Below are 19,551 nucleotides of genomic sequence, written 5' to 3' on the forward strand. Positions count from 1 at the left end.
TGAAACCGGCCGGGTCCTTGAACGGATCCGGCCGGCTTCCTGTTTTTCACTGTCGATTTTCCGTGCGCAGCGTCCTCAGCCCGCCCGGCCCTTCACCTGTTCCAGTGTCCGGGTGATGGCATCGCGCGCCTTTTCCATCTCCGCCCGCGAGCCCGACATGAAGATGCGGCCGGTGGCGCCCATCATCTGCACATCGTTGATCGTGGCTTCGGGCGCGGCCCGTTCCGCCTCGTTGGCGGCGACGCAGGCAAACAGCGCCGGCGCCATTTCGTAGATCAGCAAGGACACGCCCGGCACCAGGATCGACGCATCGCGCGACCGGTTGAGGATGATCGCGTGCTGGTCCGACAGGTCGTCGATGATGTCCTGAAACAGGATCTTCGGCACCATCTGATCGCTGGCCTTGGCGCCGATCCCCTTGAGGATCGCCTGTCCGGCCTTCTGCAATTCCTCCGGATCGTCGGAATGCAGCTCCAGCAATCCGAACTGTCGCTCGGTGAAGAGAATGCCGGGCTCCATGTCCGGCGATTCCTTCAAGGCCAGATCGGCGATCCGGTGAATGGCAAGCGCGGGGGCCACCTCGATGATCAGGCTGTTCTGACCCTCAAACGGCGGATAGCCCCGCGCCCGCAGCGGCGTTGCAAGATAGGCCGCAAACTGTGGCTGCAGATCCTGGATCGGCAGATAGACCCTGAGTTCTGTCATGGTTCCGGCCCTCTCCTGATCGATGCCTTACTTGACGTTCGCGGCTTCGAAATGCTTGCCGAGATCGGGATGCGGACGCGGGATCACATGCACCGACACCACTTCGCCGATCTGGTTGGCGGCTTCCGCGCCGGCCTCGGTCGCGGCCTTGACCGCACCGACATCGCCCTTGACGACCACCGAGACGAGGCCGCCGCCGACCTCGTTGCGGGCGACGATCTCCACATTGGCCGCCTTGACCATCGCGTCGGCGGCGGTCAGCGCCGGCACATAGCCACGGGTCTCGATCATTCCAATTGCCTGACTAGCCATGATGCTTCTCCTCTTTCAGGTCTTGTCCAGAACGGGCGGGGCCGCCCGTCAGTTCTCGTCGATCGAGCCGATGATCAGCGCATCGACCGGAGCCTTGATCTTGGTGAAATATCCAGCGGCAACAGAGCCCTGGGTGATCAGCACATCCTCACCCTCGGCGCAGCCGAGCGGATCGAAGGCAACGATGGTGGTGCCGGCGACATCGACCTCCAGCAGCGAGCCGACCGGCAGGGTTTCGATGCGTTTGGTGGCCCAGACCCGGCCTGTCACTTTTCCACGGATCATGACGCTGTCCTTTCAAGTCGGATGCCCCGACGCCGCAGCTCGTCGCGGGCCAGAGGGGTGAGCCGCACGGATTTGTCCGCAAGCACCGATGTCGTCCCGTCCGGCAGGCCGGCGATGTCCCGTTCCGAGATCATCCCCCGGTCGAACCGCACCTGGCGGGGCGCTGCCTGTGGCGGCGGGGCCGCCGGCTGATGCGCCTCGATCCGCACCGGAGCCGCATCGTCGGCGAGACGGAACCGGTGGCGTCCGGCGAGAATGTCGGCCCGACGGGCGCCATCCTGGGCCATCTCCAGCACCCGGAGGGCGAAGGCGTTGAGATCGGCGCTGGAACGGATCGCCACCGCTTCCTGCGTCACCTGCGGCGCGGCGGCGGGCGCCAGATCCGCCCGCACCCGGCCCAGTTCCTCGCGCAACAACTCGCGAATAACCTGGCGAAGGTCGTCCACTAGACCGCTCCCGCCGACCGCAGCGCGGCTTCCGCGGCGTTGCGCGCATTGCGCACCTCCGCCTCGTCGCCGGCGAGATAAAGCCGCCCGTTCGGGCCGATCATCCGGTAGTCGATCAGCTTGATGTTCGCTTCCTTCTCCGCCTCGTTGCAGGCCAGCATGGCGTAGGACGCCGACTGGCATTCCAGGAGGTAGAGGCTGTCGCCGCCGAGGATCATCGAGCCCATGCGGTTGCGGTTCATCAAGAAGGCGTGCTGGTGGTCCACACGCGTGACGATCTTCGAGGCAAGGATCTTCGGCGGGGCCGCATCCTCGCGCCGCGCCCCAAGGGCATGGAGCACCGCGTCGGCGCCGGCCTGCACCTCGGCGGTGGAGCGGGAGTGGAACTCCAGCGTGCCGAACTGGCGCTCGACCACCAGAAGGCCGGCCTTCACGTCGGCGCTCTTCAGCGCCACGTCGGTCAGGGCCTCGATATCAAGCCCAGGGGCGATCTCGATGATCTGCGCGGCCATGCGTGAGCGTGGCAGGCTGCCGCGCATCCAGGTCGCCACATAGGCCAGCGTCTGCGGCTGCAACTGGTCGATGAAGATGAAGGAGCGAAGGTCTGCCATGGGGTTATTTCCTCAGGAGATCGCGGAGCTCGGCCGCAATCAGGCGGCGCAGCTCGTCCTTGGTTGCAGCGTCCAGCGAGGACGCGGCAGACGGTGCAGGTGTCGGCGCCGCGAAACGCGGCGGCGCAGTGCCCGGCACACCATCGGCGGGCGCGGTGGGAAGCTGCCCCCGGAAGGCGCGGCCTACCCCCTGGAAGTTGCCGAAGGGCACCTTCCGGTCGGCGTTGTAGGCAATGCGGGTCCAGTGAACGAGGTGCTGGGGGCCGACGTTCTCGCCGATGGACGAGCGGCCAAAGAAACCGGTGCCGATGGTGAAGGTGGGCGCCAGATTGGTGGCGAACCCCGCCGCCCCTTGCGAGCAGGGCGCATTCACCACCACGCGGTAGGCCTCCACCAGCGCGGCATAGTCCATGATCACCGCCTCATCGCGGGCATGGATTGCCGCCGAGTGCCCGGCTCCGGTCAACCGCAGGACCGCGCGGGCCTGGGAGAGGGCCTGCGTTCGGGTCTTTGCAACATGAAGAGCCAGAACCGGGCACAGCTTTTCCTTGGACAGCCGCTCTTCCACGCCGATCTGCGTGATGGGCGTCACCAGGATCCGGGTGTTGGCGGGAACGCGAATGTTGCATTCCTGGGCAATCCAGGTGGCGTCCCGGCCAATGGCTTCCACGTTGAAGCCGCGCGGATGGAACAGGAACCGGCGCAAGGCCGCCGTCTCCTCGTCCGTGCACAGGTAGGCGCCGGCGGATTTCAGCGCCATCCGCAACTGGTTCTCGACCTCCGGAACCGTGATCAGCACGCTTTCATTGGTGCACAGGATCGAGTTGTCGAAGGATTTTGAGGCAACGATGGCCTGGGCGGCCGCACCGATATCCGCCGTGGCATCGACGAACACCGGGGCATTGCCCGGCCCCACGCCAATCGCCGGATTGGAGGAGGAATAGGCCGCGCGCACCATCGGCGTGCCGCCGGTTGCCAGGATCACGTTGGTCTTCGGCGAGGTCATGAAAGCCTCGACCAGCGGAATTGACGGCGTCTCCAGGATCTGGATGGCACCGCTCGGCGCACCGGCGGCCTCCGCCGCCCGGGCCAGCGCCGTTGCCGCCTCGATCGAGACCGCGCGCGCCGCCGGATGGGGCGAGATGACGATGGCATTACGAGTCATCATCGCCAGCAGGATCTTGTAGTTGAGGGTCGCCACCGGATTGGTCGAGGGGGTCAGCGCGAAGATCACCCCGGCTGGCCGGGGAATCTCGACGATCTTCCGCGCGTCATCAATACGGGAGTTGACGAAGTCCTGATCGCGGTAATGCTCCACCAGCGGGCGGGCGGTCAGCTCGTTCTTCAGCTTCTTGTGCTCGGCGACGCCAAAGCCGGTTTCCTCCACCGCCTTCGTTGCCATCTCCCCGGCCATCGCATGAGCCGCCTCGGCGACCGCATCGACAATGGCCATGGTCGCGGCCCGGTCGTAGCGGTCGAATACGGTGGCGGCCCAGCGGGCACGATCCAGCATCAGATCCGCCTTGCCGGCGCGCGCGGCGGGGCTGTCCGAAATATCGACAAGCGAGTTGTAAAGCGCCTGATCCATCAGTACGTCCTCCGGCGGCTGCCCATGACCTCATCCCGCGCCAGCTCGACGGCGATGGCGACGCGCCGGAGCACATCCTCGGCATCGGCCTGGCTGAGCAGAAGGCCCGGCTTGAACTGCAGCACCCGCGGATCGAGCGTGGAAAAGATCGCCCAGACCCCGTTTTCATAAAGGTGCTTCATCACCGGCTTGGCGCCCTGTTCGTGATTGAACTCCAGCCCCATGATCACGCCATGCTGGCGGATGCCGATGAAGAAGTCGGGGAACTGGACCATGATGTCGTCGAGACCTGCGCGCAGGTAATCGCCGATGTACTGCACCATGGTGCGCACCTCCGGGCGCTGGATGATCTCCAGCGTCTTCATGGCGACGATGCAGCCAAGCTCGGCGCCGCCCATGGTGGAGATGTGGCCGAATCCATCCTCCGACAGCCAGCCGCCGCAACGCTCGGAAATCAGCACACAGGCAATGGGGTACATGCCGCCGGAAATGCCCTTGCCGGTGACCATGATGTCCGGCTCGACGCCGTATTTGGTGCAGCCCCACATCTCACCGGTGCGCATGAGGCCGGTCTGCACCTCGTCGGCGATGTAGAAGGCGTCGTATTTCTCGCAGAGCTTCTTCACCGCCGGCAGATAGCCGACCTCGGGCATGGGAAAGCCATAGGTCGCCGGGATCGTTTCCATGATCACGGCGGCGACATCCCGGCCGCGCAGGGCGTCCTCCATCGCGTTGAGATCGTTGAAGGGAACCTGAACGAACTCGCCTTGCGCATCCTCGGAGAGGAACAGCTTGGAAAAGCGGTCGTCGCCGGTTTTCACCGCCAAGCCGGTGTGGCCGTGGTAGGCCTTGACGATCGAGACGATCTTCTTCTTCTGCGCGGCGTGGCGGGCGGTCTTCAAGGCGATGTCGATGGCTTCGCCGCCACCGGACCCGTAGGCGGTGTATTTGAAGTTGGGACCGGGGGCGACCGCCTGCAGCGCCTCGGCCAGCGCGGTGCGGGCCAGCGCCGGGAAATGGTGGTTGCCCATGTCGAAGCGCTCGGTGCCGGCCTTCAACACTTCCACCAGCTCCGGATGGCGATGTCCGAGGTTGTAGGTTCCGCCATTGAGGTGCAGGTCGATCAGGCGGCGACCGTCCATATCGTAAAGGTGATAGCCTTCACGCCGGTCGATCACCAGATCGACACCCATGTCGATCCAGTCCTGCGTCTTCCCTGGATTCCAGAAGGTTTTCGACCGCTCCAGAAACTCTGTCTTCGCCTGGGACATCGGGCTTCCTTTCAACAGTTACCGCTACTTAGAGCGATTTCCGCAGGACTGACTTGACAGGTCCGCAGTTTGAATTGACAGGCTGGCCTTCCCCCATGCGGCGCAGGTAGTCCGCGCCCAGATCCGCCGTCACACGCGCAAATCCGGGTGCCAACGCCTGCGGCTCGGGCGCCTCGATATGGCTGCCGATCCAGGCCAGCAACGCCATCCGGCGGAGCATGATGAAGGTGTCGATCTCCCGCTCTTCCGCTGCACCGAGTGGTCGGTTCCGGCGGTAGCCGCGCACCCAGGCGGCCTTCAGATCCGGCACGGCAGGATGGTCTTCCATGAAGCTGATGGCGGAGGCGAAATCGTAGAGGAACCAGCCCATGCCGCAGTCGTCGAAGTCGATCAGGCGCGGCCCCTCGGGACTGAGCAGAAGGTTGGCAAGGCGCATGTCCGCGTGGATCAGGCCGAACCTGTCCGGCCCCTTGCCGAAGGCGGCCAGCCGCTGGCGAACCAGCGCCTCGACCTCCTCCAGCACTTCGCGGACCTGACCATCCACCTCCGGGCCATCGCGCCAGTCGCCCCAGGTCGGGTTCCGCCCGAAGACCGCCTCCTCCTCCCACACCAGCCGTTCGAAGTTGCCCGGACGCTGCCAACTGGCGGAATGGGTGTGGGTGCGGGCGGCAATCTCGCCGAGCTTCTCGAAATGGCCGACCAGATCCTGGCTTTCGTCCGGCTGCGCACCCTCGACGAAATGGAACATCACCATGTAGCGCGGCGCCGGCAGGCCCGGCACGCTGCCTTGCTGAATGCGCTTGCCGTTGCGCCCGACATAGACGCCGGGGGTGGTGATGCCGGCCTCGGCATTCAGCGCATCGGACCAGGCCAGCTCGCATTCGATCGCCCGTTCGGAGTGATAGTTCTCCCGGTGCACCCGCAGGACGGAGCGAAAGTCCCCGGCTTCGACCAGATAGGTCGCGTTCTCCGAGACGTTGATCAGGCGGGCCGTTGCCCCGTCCGGAATGTCCCAGAGGGTGAGTGAGCGATTGGCAAGCGTCTCCAATCGCTCGAGGAGCTCCTCGAGCGGCATATCGCATTTAGACATGCTGTTTCCTAACGTTGGGCGTCCGGGCCGCCCCGCCGCCTGGCTAGGCGCGAGGGCCCCGACTGCTGGAATTCGATCGGGCTTTCCGGTCGCGGCGCCCTATCCGGGCACCGCGCGAAGGCCGATCTAGATCTCCGCAATCGCCTCAAGCGATTCGGGGAGGATCTGCCCGCCATCGACCACGATCTGCTGACCGGTGATGTAGCCGGCCTCATCGGAGGCGAAGAACAGGGCCGCGTTGCCGATATCCTCCACCGCGCCGAGGCGTTTCAGCGGGATCGAGGCGGCCATGGTGTCGAGATAGTCCTGGCCTAGGTCCTGAAGGCCCTCGGTGTAGATGTTGCCGGGCATGACCGCGTTGATGGTGGCGTTGTAGCGCGCCAGTTCCATCGCGGCGGTCTTCAGGAAGCCCAGTTGCCCGGCCTTCGAGGCACCATAGTGGGACCAGCCGGGAAAGCCCGTCACTGGTCCGGTGATCGAGGAGGTCAGCACCACCCTGCCCTTGCCCGCCTTCTCGAAATGAGGAATGCAGGCCTTCACCGACAGGAACGAAGAACGCAAATTGGTCGCCATCACCCGGTCCCATTCGGCCGGGTCCATGTCGACCATCTTGGTCTGGGGAAAGACGCCCGCATTGGCGCACAGGATGTCGATCCCGCCCTGCGCCCGGGCCGTGCTGTCGACCATGGCGCGCATGCTGTCCCAGTCGGCGACATCGCAGACCTCATAGCGCACCTCCCCGCCGATCTCGGCGGCAGCAGATTTCAGCGCCTCCTCGCCGCGTGCCGCCAGGGTCACCTTCGCGCCCTGCCGGGCGAAGACCGTCGCGATGCCCCGGCCGATCCCCTTCGACCCGCCAGTGACAATGACGCTTTTTCCCTTGATGGATGTAAGCATGGTTCCTCCCCAGTTGCTTCAAGTTCGTGTGTTCTTGTCCCGCCGCTCCTATCCGGCCCGCGCCTCCCGCACGGACCGGACCAGCCAGCCGATGGACATGGCCAGAAGGATCAGGGCAAAGGAGCCGACGACCGACATCACTCCCAGTGTCGGCACAAGCGGCGAATAGCCGGAGACCATCTTCGCGTAGAGCCACTCCGGCAGGGTCGAATCCGCGCCGGTGGTGAACAGCGACAGCGGGAAGTTGCCCCAGCTGAGCAGAAAGGCGAACAGGCCGGCGGAGACGAGACCCGGCATCAGCAGCGGCAGGGTCACCTCGCGCAGGATCGTCACCGTCGATGCCCCCATGTCGCGCGCCGCCTCCTCCAGCGCCGGGTCGAAACTATAGGCGCGAATGGCAACGATCAGGGTGGCGATCGGTGCGATCCAGACGAGATGGGCGACGACAGCGGTCTTCCAGGAGGGGATCACCCCGACCGAGTTGAACCACATCAAGAGCGCCAGCCCGAGCACGGTCTGCGGAAAGAAGATCGGCAGCAGGATCAGCTTCTGAAACAGGCTGCGAAATCGCCACTGGTAGCGGGCAAAGGCCAGCGCGCCGAAAAAGGCCACCACCATCGACACCAGCGTGACGATCACCGCCACCTTCAGCGAGGTGAAGAGCAGATCGCTCACCGTATCGCTGCGCAGCGCCTCGGCGTACCATTTGGTCGAGTAGTGCCGGATCGGGAAGCTCAGGTAGCGCGCCTTGGAAATCGAGGCGAAGCCGACCGACACCAGCGGCAGGTAGAGAAAGCCGATGATCAGCACGCCATAGACATAGAGCGCGATCCGGGTTGTCTGGCTCGTGTTCATCAGCGTTTCCTCCCCATGATCGCGTCGAGATCGATCCGGCTGACACCGAACAGCGCAAGCCCGCCGATGATGACGATCAGCACCATGGAAAGCGCCGCGCCGAGCGGCCAGTTCTGGCCGAAGGTGAAGGCGGTTTCGATGTCATCGGCGATGACGATCACCGCCTGACCGCCGAGGATCTTGGATTCCGCCAGCGCCCCAGCCGCCAGCACGAAGGTCAGGAGGGAGCCGACCATGATGCCGGGCGCGGCCAGTGGCAGCTCGACCTGGCAGAGGATCTGCCAGCGCGAAGCGCCGAGATCGGCCGCCGCCTGACGTGTGTCGTCCGGAACCATGGAAATGCCCTGGGCCAGCGGAAACAGCATGAACGGCAGATAGACGTAGACCAGCCCGAAGATGATGATGCCGGTGTTGTAGAGCGGGCTGTCAAAGCCGATGCCGGTCAGAGAGCGGAAGTAGCCCTCGAACAACCCGCCCTTCATCAGGGTCAGCACCCATCCGAACAGGCGGATGTTTTCCGACACGAACAGGCTCATCACCACGGCAACGGTGAGGACCAGGGTAAACCGGCCAAACACCTTGGCCATGCCGAAGGCCAGCGGCCAGCAGACCAGGAACAGCGCCAGGGTGGCAATGAGCGCCATGGCAAGCGACCACAGCAGCGATTTGTAGTAGCCGCGCTCGAAGAAGACGCCATAGGCGGAAAAGTCCGGCATATGCGCCAGGGTGAACACCTTCGCCGGCATCACGGAAAAGACGGCGACCACCACAAGCGGCGCCAGGAAGCTGAGCACGAGGATCAGCCCCAGGGGCATCGCCGACAGAAGACCCAGTTTGCGGTCGTGACGCTCCATCACTGCCCCCGGATCAGGTGAACATGATCGCCATCGAACCCCAGCACCACCTCGGCGCCCGGCTGACGGTCGACCCGGTCCTCGCGCAGCTTCTCCACGGTGATCACCTGCCCGCCTGGCGTCTCCACCTCGTATTGAATGCGCGAGCCAAGGGCGTATTCGCCGTGCAAAATGCCGCGCAGGGTGAAGTCGGCGGTGTCGGAACTGGCGAGGAAGCGCACGTATTCCGGCCGCACCATCAAAGTGCCACTGGCACCGGGCGCCATCGCCACCCCGCAGGTCTCGGCATGGCCGTTCATATGACTTTCCAGCCCCGCACCGGCAAGCCCTCCGCCGGCGGTGCCGGTGACATCGAACAGGTTGACCTCGCCCATGAACTCGGCGACGAACCGGTTGACCGGCCGGCCGTAGATCTCGTCGGCCACGGCGATCTGCTCGAAATGCCCCTTGTTCATGATGGCGATCCGATCGGACATCACCATCGCCTCTTCCAGCGAATGGGTGATGTAGACGAAGGTCTTGCCGGTGCGGGTGTGCAGATCCTTCAGCTCTTTTTCCAGCGTCTTGCGAAGCCGGTAATCGAGCGCGGAAAGCGGTTCGTCGAAGAACAGGATCTCCGGATCGAAGGCGAGCGCGCGGGCCAGCGCCACCCGCTGCCGTTCACCACCGGAACATTGCGAAATCCGCTTGCTGTAGTAGCTCTGGGGCAGACGCAGAAGATCCAGGAGCTCCAGCGCCCGGGCCCGGCGTTCCTCGGCCGGGACCTTGCGCAGTTTCAACGGAAATTCCACGTTCTGCCCCACGCTCATGTGCGGAAACAGCGCAAGCGACTGGAACACCATGCAGGTGGGACGCTGATTGGCGGGGGTCTGGTCGATGCGCCGGTCACGCAGCCAGATTTCCCCGTCCGTCACCTCGTCCATGCCGACCAGAAGCCGGATCAACGTCGATTTCCCACTGCCCGAGGGACCGACGATGGTGAAGAACTCACCTTCTTCGATATCGAGGTTCACACCAGGCAGTGCGGTGAAGCTCCCGAAGGTCTTGACGACATTCCGAAGCCGCAAGATGGGTTGCGATGTCATGAATGGCTTCCAGCGCTTGGCTTCGCTCAGGTGCGACGGGCTTCGGTGTAGATGTCGATCAGCGCGTCGTAGGATGTCACCACATCGTAGTCGAGCGACCGGGCCATCTCCTCCGCCAGGCTGTCCATCTGGATCGCGTTCAGCTCCTCGCTGTCGAACTGCGCCAGCACGTCCGGATTGCCCATCTGGCTGACCGGGTTGTAGGTGCCCTCGGTGAAGGCCACCGCCTTGGCGATCTCCGGCGTCTGCACGAACTCCAGGAAGTCCTCGGCCACGGAGCTGGGATCGGGATTGTTCACCGCCGAGGTCAGCTCGACCCAGACGCAGCCGCCCTTGCCATCGACCGGACCGGAGTTCGGCGTGATTGCCCGCACATTGTCCGCCCCGTCATAGCGGGCCGGCGACGCGGTATAGGTACCGCCGGTGAAATAGGCATCGATCTCGCCATTGATCAGCGCGGTGTTCATAGCGACGAGATCGTCGGTGAGCAGCTTCGCCCCGCCGAAAATCCCCATTGCCGTGTCGCGGAACTTCGACAAGTTCTCACCCTCAATGGCGGCGAAGGGATTGAGCCCGGCGGTCAGGCACATGTGAATGACGTTCCAGTTGTCGTAGGTCAGAACGCCGTAGCGGCCTTTCATCGCCGGATCGAGGAACAGGTTCCAGCCCTGGTCCTCCGCCGTCTCGCGGCTGATCTTGTCGGTGTTGACGACGAAACTGAACGGGCCGTAGCGCTGCGGCATGCCCAGGAGATTGCCATCGTCGGCGAAGGCCAGCGGATAGGGCGCGGCGAACTCCGGCAGCATCTTGTCGAAATACGGCAGGAACCGCTCCTTGCTGAGCGGCTTGATCAGCCCTTCGGGGTAAAGCTGATCGCGGGCCCAGGGCTGGTTGACGTTGATCAGGTCCCAGACGCTGGTCTCGCCAGCACGCAGCTTGTTGATCATGTCCGGGTCGGAGGTGCCGCTTTCGGCGCGCACGGTGACCCCGGAGTTGGCGGCGCGGAACGGCCCGAGCACCCCATCGGAGTTGTACCCCTCCCAGCAGAGAATGTTCATCTGGTCATTGCGCGCGGCACGGGCCGGCGACATGCGGCCGGCAACCATCAGACCCGCTGCCGTGGCGGCGGTTCCAGCCAGAAATCGTCTGCGTGTAACAGTCATTGGATTCCCCTCCGGTCAGGCTCTGGTTAGGCATTTCGTTCCTTATTTTATCCTTCCAGCCTAATACCGGTTTCCTCCGCATGACTTGACAAGCGACAGTTCAAATTTAACACTACTTTCCAACCTGACCCGTCAACGAGGTCGGTTTCCAGAGGGATGGCTACGAGGCATAAAGCCCGTGCCGGCAAACCATGAATCGAAAAATCCGTGCAACAGCCAGTAAATTCGTGCGAATTCACGGCGCCGTCTAAAGTTCTGTCGGCAGCGGCAAATGGAGCGAAACAATTGTTTCGCGCGTGTGGGGGAGACATCGACCGGATCCTTGGCCAGACCGGGATCCGACACGAGGACTTCGAAAACCCGGTTTCCGAAGTAAATCTCTCTCAGTATTGCCACATGTTCGAGGTTGCGGCGCAGCAAACCGGGAACCACAACATCGGGTTGCATTTCGGCAAGAATTTCCAGCCAAAACAACTTGGGATGCTCGGTTATGCGGCGATCAGCTCGCCGACACTGGCCGCAGGCCTGCGCCATATGGAGACCTACTTCCCCGCCCATCAGGGGCAGACCACCTTCGGGCTCTTGCCGGACGATGGCGTTCTGTGGCTGAGCTACCAGATCGTCGATCCCAGGGTGGTCAACCGGCGTCAGGATGCGGAACTGTCGCTGGGCATGTTCTGCAACGTGTTCCGCGCCGCACTCGGTGAAGACTGGGCTCCGCTGGAAGTGCGCTTCGAACACGCCGCACCCGATGACGGCAGGGAGCATGAGCGGCTGTTCAACGCACCGGTGCGGTTCGGACGCCGGACCAACGCGATCGCCTTCCGGCGCAAGGATCTCGACGCCAAGATGCCGGATCAGGATCCTTATCTGTTCTCGGTGGTGAAAGCCTTCCTGGAAAGCCGCAACGCTTCGGTGGAGGACCCGACGGATTTCGCCACGCTGGTGCGCAATCAGGTCAAGCTCAACCTGGGCTCCCGCTTGCCGACCCTGCCGGAGATCGCCTCGGTACTGGGGCTGTCCTGCTCCAGCTTCCAGAAGCAGCTCAGGCGGCACGGCCTTGCCTTCCCGGACATCCTCAAGGCCGCCCGGCATGAGCTTGCGTTGCACTATATGGACGACCCGGACATGTCGCTGACGGAAATCGCCTACAACCTCGGCTACTCGGAGCAGTCGGCCTTCACCCGCGCCTTCCGCAACTGGACGGGCATGAGCCCGCAGCGCTACCGCCGGCTTTAGTCGGCCCTTTGTCGCCGTGCGACGTCGATAACGATCCGTGCGGCACGGCCTGACGGCGTCTCGCCATTGTCGAGCTGCATGGCCTCGTCCAGCCGGGAAAAGACGCGGGTCTGACGAGCGCGCTCCGGTGTGTCGCCCAACAGCGGCACCAGCGCGGCGGCCAGGGTCTCCGGCGATGCATCATCGTCGAGAAACTCCGGAACGGCGTTTTCCTCCAGGATGATGTTCGGCAGCACCATTGAGGTGACGCCAGCGAACTTCAGCACCTTGTTGAGGTCCTTGATCCGCCGGTACACCCAGTCGAGCCGATAGGCAATGATCATCGGAACGCCGGCGATCGCCAGTTCAAGCGATACTGTACCAGACGCGGCCAAGGCCGCGTGCGCGCTGCGGAAGGCGGCGAATTTTGCCTCTTCACCGATGATGATTTCCGGCACTGTTTTCCAACCGGCCACCTGCTTGCGGATCTCGTCCGCCAGATGCGGCACAGCTGGCAGCAACACCCGCAAATTGGGGCATTGGGCATGGACCCGCTCGACCGCCTGACCGAAATCGGCGAGCAGACGCGACACCTCACTGCGCCGGCTTCCCGGCAACAGCAGCAGCACACGCTCGGTCTCCAGTGCGTCAAGCGGCGCGCGCTCCCCGTCGGCGGGTCGCAATTCGTCAATACGCTCGATCAGCGGGTGGCCGACGTAGCTGGTCGGCGGGCCGCCCAGGCGCCGATGGGCGGCCGGCTCGAACGGCAGAATCGCCAGGAGATGATCCACATAGGCCGCCATCTTGCGCGCGCGCCCCGGGCGCCAGGCCCAGACCGAGGGCGAGACGTAGTCGACAATGGGAATATGCGGCGCGCGTTTGCGCACCCGCTTGGCGACATTATGGGTGAAATCCGGACTGTCGATGATCACCAGCACATCCGGATCGGCGGCAATCACATCGTCCACGGCCTGATAGACCCGGCGAACGATGGTCGGCAGGCGCGGCAGCACCGCCGTCAACCCCATCACCGCGATGTCGGAAATCGGGAAGAGCGATGTCAGCCCCTCACCGGCCATCCGCTCGCCGCCGACGCCGCGAAAGCGCACCCCATCGCCAAGTTCGCCCTTCAGCGAGCGCATCAGCCGGGCGCCGAGCTGATCGCCCGATTCCTCGCCAACGATCAGATAAACATTCAGCGGCTTGTGCGGGCTCTCAGGCTCGCCGTGTGGCTGGTCGGCGGTCATGCGTCACCCGGTTGGCTGGAGGAAAGCGTCGGCGCTTGCGGAAGGGTCGGCATGCCCCAGAGGAACACTTTCGAGCTGCCGGCCAGTTGCAGCGTTCGCGCCCGCTCGGCGATCAGCACCCGCCCCGCTTCGACCGCAACGCCGGCAAGGCCGGCGGCGGCGGCAAGCTCCACCGTTGCCGGGCCGATGGCCGGCAGGTCGATGCGCAGGTCCTGTCCCGGCTTGGCGCATTTGACGAGAACGCCGCCCTTGCCCTTCACCCGGCCGATCTGCCGCAATTCGGCGCAGCGGCGCAGCATGGCATCCGTGCCTTCCGCGCCTTCGACGGCGACGATCCGCCCGGCGATGGCAACCGCCCCCTGACCGATATCCAGGCGGCCCAGCTCGATCACCGCCCGGCGAGCCAGTTCCAGATCGGCCATCGCCTCGGCTGAAGGGCGCGGGCCGGCAATCACCCCCTCGCCCGCCAGCAGCTCCGGCGCAATCTCATGGGCACCGATGATCCGAAAGCCCTCGTCCTCGAACAGCCGGATGATCCGGGTCAGCAGGGAATCGTCGCCGCCGACCAGCGCCGCGACGATGCGCGGCAGGCGCCGCATCGTGCCGAGATCACCAACGATTTCACGGATTTCCGGCCGGCGCGTGACACCGCCGATCATCACCACATCGCGGCAGGATTCACGCTTGAGCAGGTCGGCGAGTTTGCCGATCTGTCCCCAGCCGAGATAGGCCGGGTCATGCTCGGCGATAGCGGGATCGGCCTCGCCCTTGATGGCGATGGCGACCACCTTGCGCCCACTGGCGCGCGCCGCCGTCACCACCTCCACCGGCAGCCGCCCGCTGCCGCAGATCACTGCAACGGGAGTGGGATCATCGCCGGAGGTCACCGGTCCTCACCCTTCGGATGCGGGTGTACAGAACCGACGGTCGGTCTTTTCCAGAATGAAATCCGTGACCTTGAGCACCAGAGCTCGATCCGCATAGGCCGCGGCGACCTTTTCCGCGCGCTGGCGCAAGGTGCCTTCCTCGACCTCGAACAGGTCCTTGTAGGCGCTGCGCAGGGCATGAATATCCTCACGGGCATAGCCGTGCCGCTTCAGGCCAACGAGGTTGAGCCCATTGAGCCGCGCCCGATTGCCCATCACCATACCGAAGGGGATGAGGTCGTTTTCCAGACCCGCGAGCCCGCCGACAAAGGCATTGTCGCCAATGCGGGTAAACTGGATCACGGCGGCGCCGCCACCGAAAATGACGTGATTTCCAACCGTCACATGGCCGGCGATCATCACATTGTTCGACAGGATGATGTTGTCGCCGAGGCGCGAGTCGTGCCCCACATGAGAATTGGCAAGGAACGCACAGCGATTGCCGATCACCGTTTCATGACCGCCACCGGCGGTGCCCGGATTGATCGTCACCCCCTCGCGGATGATGCAGTCGGCGCCAATCATCAGGCGCGCTTCCTCACCCTGGAACTTCAGGTCCTGGGCCTGATGTCCGACGGAGGCGAAGGGAAAGATCACCGTGCGGGCGCCAACCTGGGTGTTGCCCGCCACGACCGCGTGAGACTTCAGCTCGACGCCTTCGCCAAGCTCGACCTCCGGCCCCACATGGCAAAACGGGCCGATGACGACATCCGCGCCAAGCCGCGCGCCATCTTCCACCACCGCGGACGGGTGAATTCGTGCCATTAAAGTCCTCAATCGTCGTTGTTGTCGACCAGCATTGCGCTGATTTCCGCTTCCGCCACCTTCACACCGTCGACCAGCGCGACGCCGTCGAATTTCCAGATGTTGGAACGGTTGCGGATCTTCTTCATATGGTACTCGACCCGATCACCGGGGACGACCGGCCGGCGGAATTTCGCACGGTCGATGGTCATGAAATAGACCAGCTTCGGCGTGTCGGCATTGCCGCGCGAATGGACGCAGAGCGCACCGGCGGTCTGGGCCATGCCCTCGATCAGCAACACGCCCGGCATCACCGGCTGGCCCGGGAAGTGGCCCATGAAATGAGGCTCGTTCGCCGTGACATTCTTGATGCCGATGGCGGACTGATCCCCATCCATGTCGATGATCCGGTCGACCATCAGGAAGGGGTACCGATGTGGCAGAAGTTCCAGAACCCGAAGGATATCCGCACTTCCCAACGTCTTGTGTTCGCCCTCGCTCATGCCCTCAGTCCTCAACCTGATGTGTTTTTATTTCCTGCGTCACGAAAATCCGGCCCTGTCTCCGGAGGCGACTCCACCGACCTTCTCCCATTCCCCTGGGAGATGACAAGGCAGGCCGTTAGTCGGTCGGCTTTTTCAATCCGCGTTCAGCCAGCTTGGCAAGGGTCTTCACCTCGCGGAACCAGACCTTTACCGGCTTGGCCGGAACTCCGCCATAGCGCTCGCCCGGAGGCACATCCGCCTCCACGACGCTGACGGCGGCGATCTGCGCGCCCATGCCTATGGTGACGTGACCGCGAACGCCGGTCTGCCCGCCGATGGCGACATAATCCTGCAAGGTCGCGCTGCCGGAAATGCCGACCTGCGAGACGATCACGCAATGGCGGCCAATGACAACGTTGTGGCCGATCTGCACCTGGTTGTCGATCTTGGTGCCCTCGCCGATCACCGTATCGCGATTGGCCCCGCGATCCACCGTGGTGTTGGCCCCGATCTCAACATCATCCTGAATGATGACCCGGCCGATCTGCGGCACCTTCAGGTGTCCTTGCGCGCCCATGGCAAAGCCGAAGCCATCCTGGCCGACACACACGCCCGGATGCAGAATCACCCGATTGCCGATCAACGTGCTTTGCACCACCGCATTGGCGCCAATCGCACAATCGCGGCCGATGCGCACCCGCGCGCCGATCACCGCATTCGCCTGGATGCGGGTACCCCTGCCGATTTCGGCCTCCGGGCCGATCACGGCCCCGCCCTCGACCACCACGCCATCTTCCAGACGCGCGCTCGGATCAATGCGCGCGGCGGGCGAGATCCCGCCGAGGGTGCCGTCCATCGTCATCGGCGAGAGCGCGGCCGGATAAAGGCGGCCGAGAATGATGCCCCAGGCCCGGTACGGCTCGCGCACCACGATGGGGGTGACACTTTCCGGCACCTTGGCCGCATGACGCTGCGAAACGAGACAGGCGGTCGCCACGGTTTCGGCCAGCATCGGGAGGTACTTGGTATTGTCGAAGAACACCAGTTGCCCGGAAACCGCGTCTTCCAGCGGCCCGACACTGTCGATCACCCGTTCACCGCCGCCGGCGGGCAGATCGCCCTCCACCCAGGCCGCCAGATCGGCAATGGTCACCGGTGCGAAGGCGTCGAAAAAGACCGGGTCTGTCATGGTTTCCTCACGAGCAAACCGGCCACCGAACGAGCGGCAGCCGGTTCATTTTCCAGCAGTGTTCACACCGATCAGAAGCGCGTGCCGCCGCCGATGCGGAAGAACTGCGTGCGGTCACCGGTTTCCTTGACCAGCGGCCAGGCGAAGTCGGCGCGGATCGGCCCGAAGGGCGACACCCACTTAACACCGAAACCGGCGGACACCCGCGGCGAGAAGCCGTTGGAAGTCACCGAGCCAGCAGCCTGCGTACCACCGCACCCGTTCGCGGTCTCAACGCAAGCGATAAGCGCCGGATCGGCATCCCAGACAGCGCCGAAGTCGGTGAACACGGCGCCGAACAGGCCGAGCTCGCGCGGCAGACCGAAGATCGGGAACTCCGCTTCCGCATTGGCATGCACATACCAGCGGCCACCGAGCGAATCGCCCGTGGTGGCGTCACGCGGACCGATGCCCTGCGGCTCGAAACCACGCAGCCAGGAGTCACGATGCTGGAACTGGTCGGTCACCCGCAGCGCCTTGCCGAGACCGAAGATGTTGCCACCGCCGGCGCGCAGCACGCCAACCACGCCCCATTCAGGCAGGAGCTCCTTGTAGGCGCGGGCATCGACCGTGGTCGACAGGTAGCGGGAATCGCCGCCGAGACCAGCCAACTCCTGACCGAAGGTCGCATAGAAGCCGTCGCGCGGATCCATCCGGCTGTCGCGGGTATCATACACCAGCGTGTACCCGATCGACGAAGTGATGTTCCGACCGTACGAAGACGTCAGCGCATTCGACAGGGTGCCCACGTTCTTGCGACTCACCTCCTGGTCGAAGATCCGGTAGACCAGGTTCAGGCGCAGCTCGTCATCGCGCAGCGGAAGCCCGAGACCGATCGAACCACCGGTGGTGTCCAACTCGTAATCGCGGAAGTCGGTCTCGCCATAGACCCGGCGGTAGACATCCAGCGAAAGCGCGACCCGGCGACCAAGGAAATACGGCTCGGTAAACGCGAACTCATAGGACTGGGTCGAGCTGCCGACGCCAAGCTTGGCGCGAACAAACTGGCCGCGACCAAGGAAGTTGCGCTCACTGATGGTGACGTCACCGATCACACCATCGGAGGTCGAGTAGCCAACACCGAAGCCAACCTCACCAGTGGGCTGCTCTTCCACATCCACATTAACGATGATGCGATCCGGCGCACTGCCCCGCGCGGTGGTGATCCGTACATTCTTGAAGAACTGCAGATCCTTGAGGCGACGTTCGGCCTTGTCGATCAGCACCCGGTTGAAGGCATCACCTTCGGCCAGATCGAACTCGCGCCGAATGACGTATTCCCGGGTCCGGTCGTTGCCGCGAATATTGATCCGCTCGACATAGACCCGAGGACCTTCCTCAATGAAATAGGTCAGCGAGATCGTCCGGTTCTCGTAATCGCGCGTGGCGCGCGGACGAACCTGAGCGAAGGCATACCCCTGCCGCGAGGCATCCAGGGTCAGCGCCTCTAGCGACTTCTCGACCTCAAGCGAGGAATAGGTATCGCCCGGATCGGTGCGCAGCTTGCGCCGCAGCTCCTCCGGATCGACGCTGGCAAGCGACGTCTGCACATCAACATCGCCGTAGGTGTACTGCTCACCCTCTTCGATCGTGAAGGTGACGTAGAACACGTTCTCCTCACGGTCGAGATCGGCCACGGCGGAAATGATGCGGAAATCCGCATAGCCATGCCGGTAATAGAACTGACGAATAAGCTCCTGATCGGCATCGAGACGATCCGGATCGAAGCTGTCGGTGGTGCGCAGGAAGCTGAGCAACCCACTTTGGCGGGTGCGGATCACATCCTTCAGACGGCCGTCACTGAACTTGGTGTTGCCGATGAAGGTAATGCGCTCGACGCCGGTCCGCTCACCTTCGTTGATCTCGAACACCAGATCGACACGGTTGCTGTCACGGCTGATGATCTTCGGCTCGACGGTCGCGCGATAGCGACCGGAGCGACGATACGCCTCGAGAATGTTCTGAACGTCGGACTGCACCTTGGCGCGGGTCAGCATTGACCGCTCCTGAGTCCGCACCGCACCCTTCAGCGTCTCATCCGAAATCCGCTTGTTGCCCTCGAAGGACACACGACTGACCATCGGGTTCTCGACCACGGACACCACAAGGGCATTTCCCTGGCGATTGATCGAGACATCCTCGAACAGCCCGGTAGCGAACAGCGCCTTGAGCGATTCGTCGATATCAGCCGGACCATAGGGCCGACCGGGACGAATCGTCAGGTAGCTTTCGACCGTCGCAGGCTCGATGCGCGTATTGCCACGCACGACAACCCGGCTGATCACGGCGGCTTCGGCCTCAGAGGTTCCGATGACCGGTACGGAATGCGGCAGGATCGGCGCGACCCCGCACATCATTGCGGCTACCAGGATCGTTCTGGTCGTGTTCTGCAGACGCTGCATAAAGACACTGTGCCTTTTTCTGGTTCCGCCACCTCAGGTACCTGCTGACTACAGGTCGGATGAGCGGCCGAGATTCTTCATATACGTCAGTCGTTTTACAGTCTTTTGCCACGGACGCAACCGCTCAAACCGTCCCTTC

The 19,551-nt window shown here is 63.9% G+C and carries 20 protein-coding genes; 1 reads left to right on the forward strand and 19 read right to left on the reverse strand.

Going from position 1 to position 19,551, the window contains the following annotated elements; all coding sequences use genetic code 11:
- Positions 1–75: 75 nt before the first annotated feature.
- From LC062_RS02030 to LC062_RS02090, 13 genes are all read right to left on the reverse strand, one after another.
- A complete protein-coding gene (locus LC062_RS02030; protein WP_224909352.1) occupies positions 76–705 on the reverse strand; it encodes a hypothetical protein in 630 nt (209 codons plus the stop codon).
- 27 nt (positions 706–732) lie between these two features.
- Positions 733–1,017, reverse strand: coding sequence for a BMC domain-containing protein (locus LC062_RS02035; RefSeq protein WP_181758499.1), 285 nt, complete (start codon positions 1,015–1,017; stop codon positions 733–735).
- 48 nt (positions 1,018–1,065) lie between these two features.
- Entirely contained in the window at positions 1,066–1,302 is a 237-nt protein-coding gene (locus tag LC062_RS02040) for a EutN/CcmL family microcompartment protein (RefSeq protein WP_224909353.1), read from the reverse strand.
- Complete coding sequence (locus LC062_RS02045; protein ID WP_224909354.1) at positions 1,299–1,748, reverse strand: hypothetical protein; 450 nt, start codon at positions 1,746–1,748, stop codon at positions 1,299–1,301. The genes LC062_RS02040 and LC062_RS02045 overlap by 4 nt, the downstream gene beginning before the upstream one ends.
- Positions 1,748–2,359 (reverse strand): BMC domain-containing protein, encoded by a 612-nt coding sequence (locus LC062_RS02050; protein ID WP_181758496.1) that lies wholly within the window; start codon positions 2,357–2,359, stop codon positions 1,748–1,750. Before LC062_RS02050 ends, LC062_RS02045 begins: the two co-directional genes overlap by 1 nt.
- Positions 2,360–2,363: 4 nt before the next feature.
- The gene (locus tag LC062_RS02055) at positions 2,364–3,947 is read right to left on the reverse strand and encodes an aldehyde dehydrogenase family protein (protein WP_224909355.1); all 1,584 of its coding nucleotides are present in this window, start codon (positions 3,945–3,947) and stop codon (positions 2,364–2,366) included.
- On the reverse strand, positions 3,947–5,218 hold the full coding sequence (locus tag LC062_RS02060) for a class-III pyridoxal-phosphate-dependent aminotransferase (protein WP_224909356.1): 1,272 nt from the start codon (positions 5,216–5,218) through the stop codon (positions 3,947–3,949). The genes LC062_RS02055 and LC062_RS02060 overlap by 1 nt, the downstream gene beginning before the upstream one ends.
- A gap of 28 nt (positions 5,219–5,246) precedes the next feature.
- Entirely contained in the window at positions 5,247–6,308 is a 1,062-nt protein-coding gene (locus tag LC062_RS02065; RefSeq protein ID WP_224909357.1) for a phosphotransferase enzyme family protein, read from the reverse strand.
- A gap of 126 nt (positions 6,309–6,434) precedes the next feature.
- Positions 6,435–7,205, reverse strand: coding sequence for a 3-oxoacyl-ACP reductase FabG (fabG, locus tag LC062_RS02070; RefSeq protein ID WP_224909358.1), 771 nt, complete (start codon positions 7,203–7,205; stop codon positions 6,435–6,437).
- 48 nt (positions 7,206–7,253) lie between these two features.
- Entirely contained in the window at positions 7,254–8,060 is an 807-nt protein-coding gene (locus tag LC062_RS02075) for an ABC transporter permease (protein ID WP_224909359.1), read from the reverse strand.
- Complete coding sequence (locus LC062_RS02080; RefSeq protein ID WP_224909360.1) at positions 8,060–8,914, reverse strand: ABC transporter permease; 855 nt, start codon at positions 8,912–8,914, stop codon at positions 8,060–8,062. The genes LC062_RS02075 and LC062_RS02080 overlap by 1 nt, the downstream gene beginning before the upstream one ends.
- Positions 8,914–9,999, reverse strand: a complete 1,086-nt coding sequence (locus LC062_RS02085; RefSeq protein ID WP_224909361.1) for an ABC transporter ATP-binding protein — start codon at positions 9,997–9,999, stop codon at positions 8,914–8,916. Before LC062_RS02085 ends, LC062_RS02080 begins: the two co-directional genes overlap by 1 nt.
- Positions 10,000–10,025: 26 nt before the next feature.
- Positions 10,026–11,162 carry an ABC transporter substrate-binding protein gene (locus LC062_RS02090; RefSeq protein WP_224909362.1) on the reverse strand — a complete coding sequence of 379 codons (1,137 nt, stop codon included), beginning with the start codon at positions 11,160–11,162 and terminating at the stop codon, positions 10,026–10,028.
- A gap of 207 nt (positions 11,163–11,369) precedes the next feature.
- Between LC062_RS02090 and qhpR the strand changes: the two genes are divergently transcribed.
- Positions 11,370–12,401, forward strand: coding sequence for an AraC-like transcriptional regulator QhpR (gene qhpR, locus LC062_RS02095; RefSeq protein WP_224909363.1), 1,032 nt, complete (start codon positions 11,370–11,372; stop codon positions 12,399–12,401).
- Here the strand turns inward: qhpR and lpxB are convergent.
- The 6 genes from lpxB to bamA all read right to left on the reverse strand — a co-directional run bounded on the left by lpxB (position 12,398) and on the right by bamA (position 19,367).
- A complete protein-coding gene (lpxB, locus tag LC062_RS02100; RefSeq protein ID WP_224909364.1) occupies positions 12,398–13,627 on the reverse strand; it encodes a lipid-A-disaccharide synthase in 1,230 nt (409 codons plus the stop codon). The two genes, qhpR and lpxB, sit on opposite strands and share 4 nt — an antisense overlap.
- Complete coding sequence (locus LC062_RS02105) at positions 13,624–14,514, reverse strand: LpxI family protein (RefSeq protein WP_224909365.1); 891 nt, start codon at positions 14,512–14,514, stop codon at positions 13,624–13,626. The genes lpxB and LC062_RS02105 overlap by 4 nt, the downstream gene beginning before the upstream one ends.
- Before the next feature lie 6 nt (positions 14,515–14,520).
- Complete coding sequence (lpxA, locus tag LC062_RS02110) at positions 14,521–15,318, reverse strand: acyl-ACP--UDP-N-acetylglucosamine O-acyltransferase (protein ID WP_224909366.1); 798 nt, start codon at positions 15,316–15,318, stop codon at positions 14,521–14,523.
- Positions 15,319–15,326: 8 nt separating this feature from the next.
- Positions 15,327–15,800, reverse strand: coding sequence for a 3-hydroxyacyl-ACP dehydratase FabZ (gene fabZ, locus LC062_RS02115; protein WP_224909367.1), 474 nt, complete (start codon positions 15,798–15,800; stop codon positions 15,327–15,329).
- 118 nt (positions 15,801–15,918) lie between these two features.
- A complete protein-coding gene (lpxD, locus tag LC062_RS02120) occupies positions 15,919–16,971 on the reverse strand; it encodes a UDP-3-O-(3-hydroxymyristoyl)glucosamine N-acyltransferase (protein WP_224909368.1) in 1,053 nt (350 codons plus the stop codon).
- A gap of 71 nt (positions 16,972–17,042) precedes the next feature.
- The gene (bamA, locus tag LC062_RS02125; protein WP_224909369.1) at positions 17,043–19,367 is read right to left on the reverse strand and encodes an outer membrane protein assembly factor BamA; all 2,325 of its coding nucleotides are present in this window, start codon (positions 19,365–19,367) and stop codon (positions 17,043–17,045) included.
- Positions 19,368–19,551 lie beyond the last annotated feature (184 nt).

The organism is Stappia indica (assembly GCF_020177335.1).
Classification (GTDB): Bacteria; Pseudomonadota; Alphaproteobacteria; order Rhizobiales; family Stappiaceae; genus Stappia; species Stappia indica_B.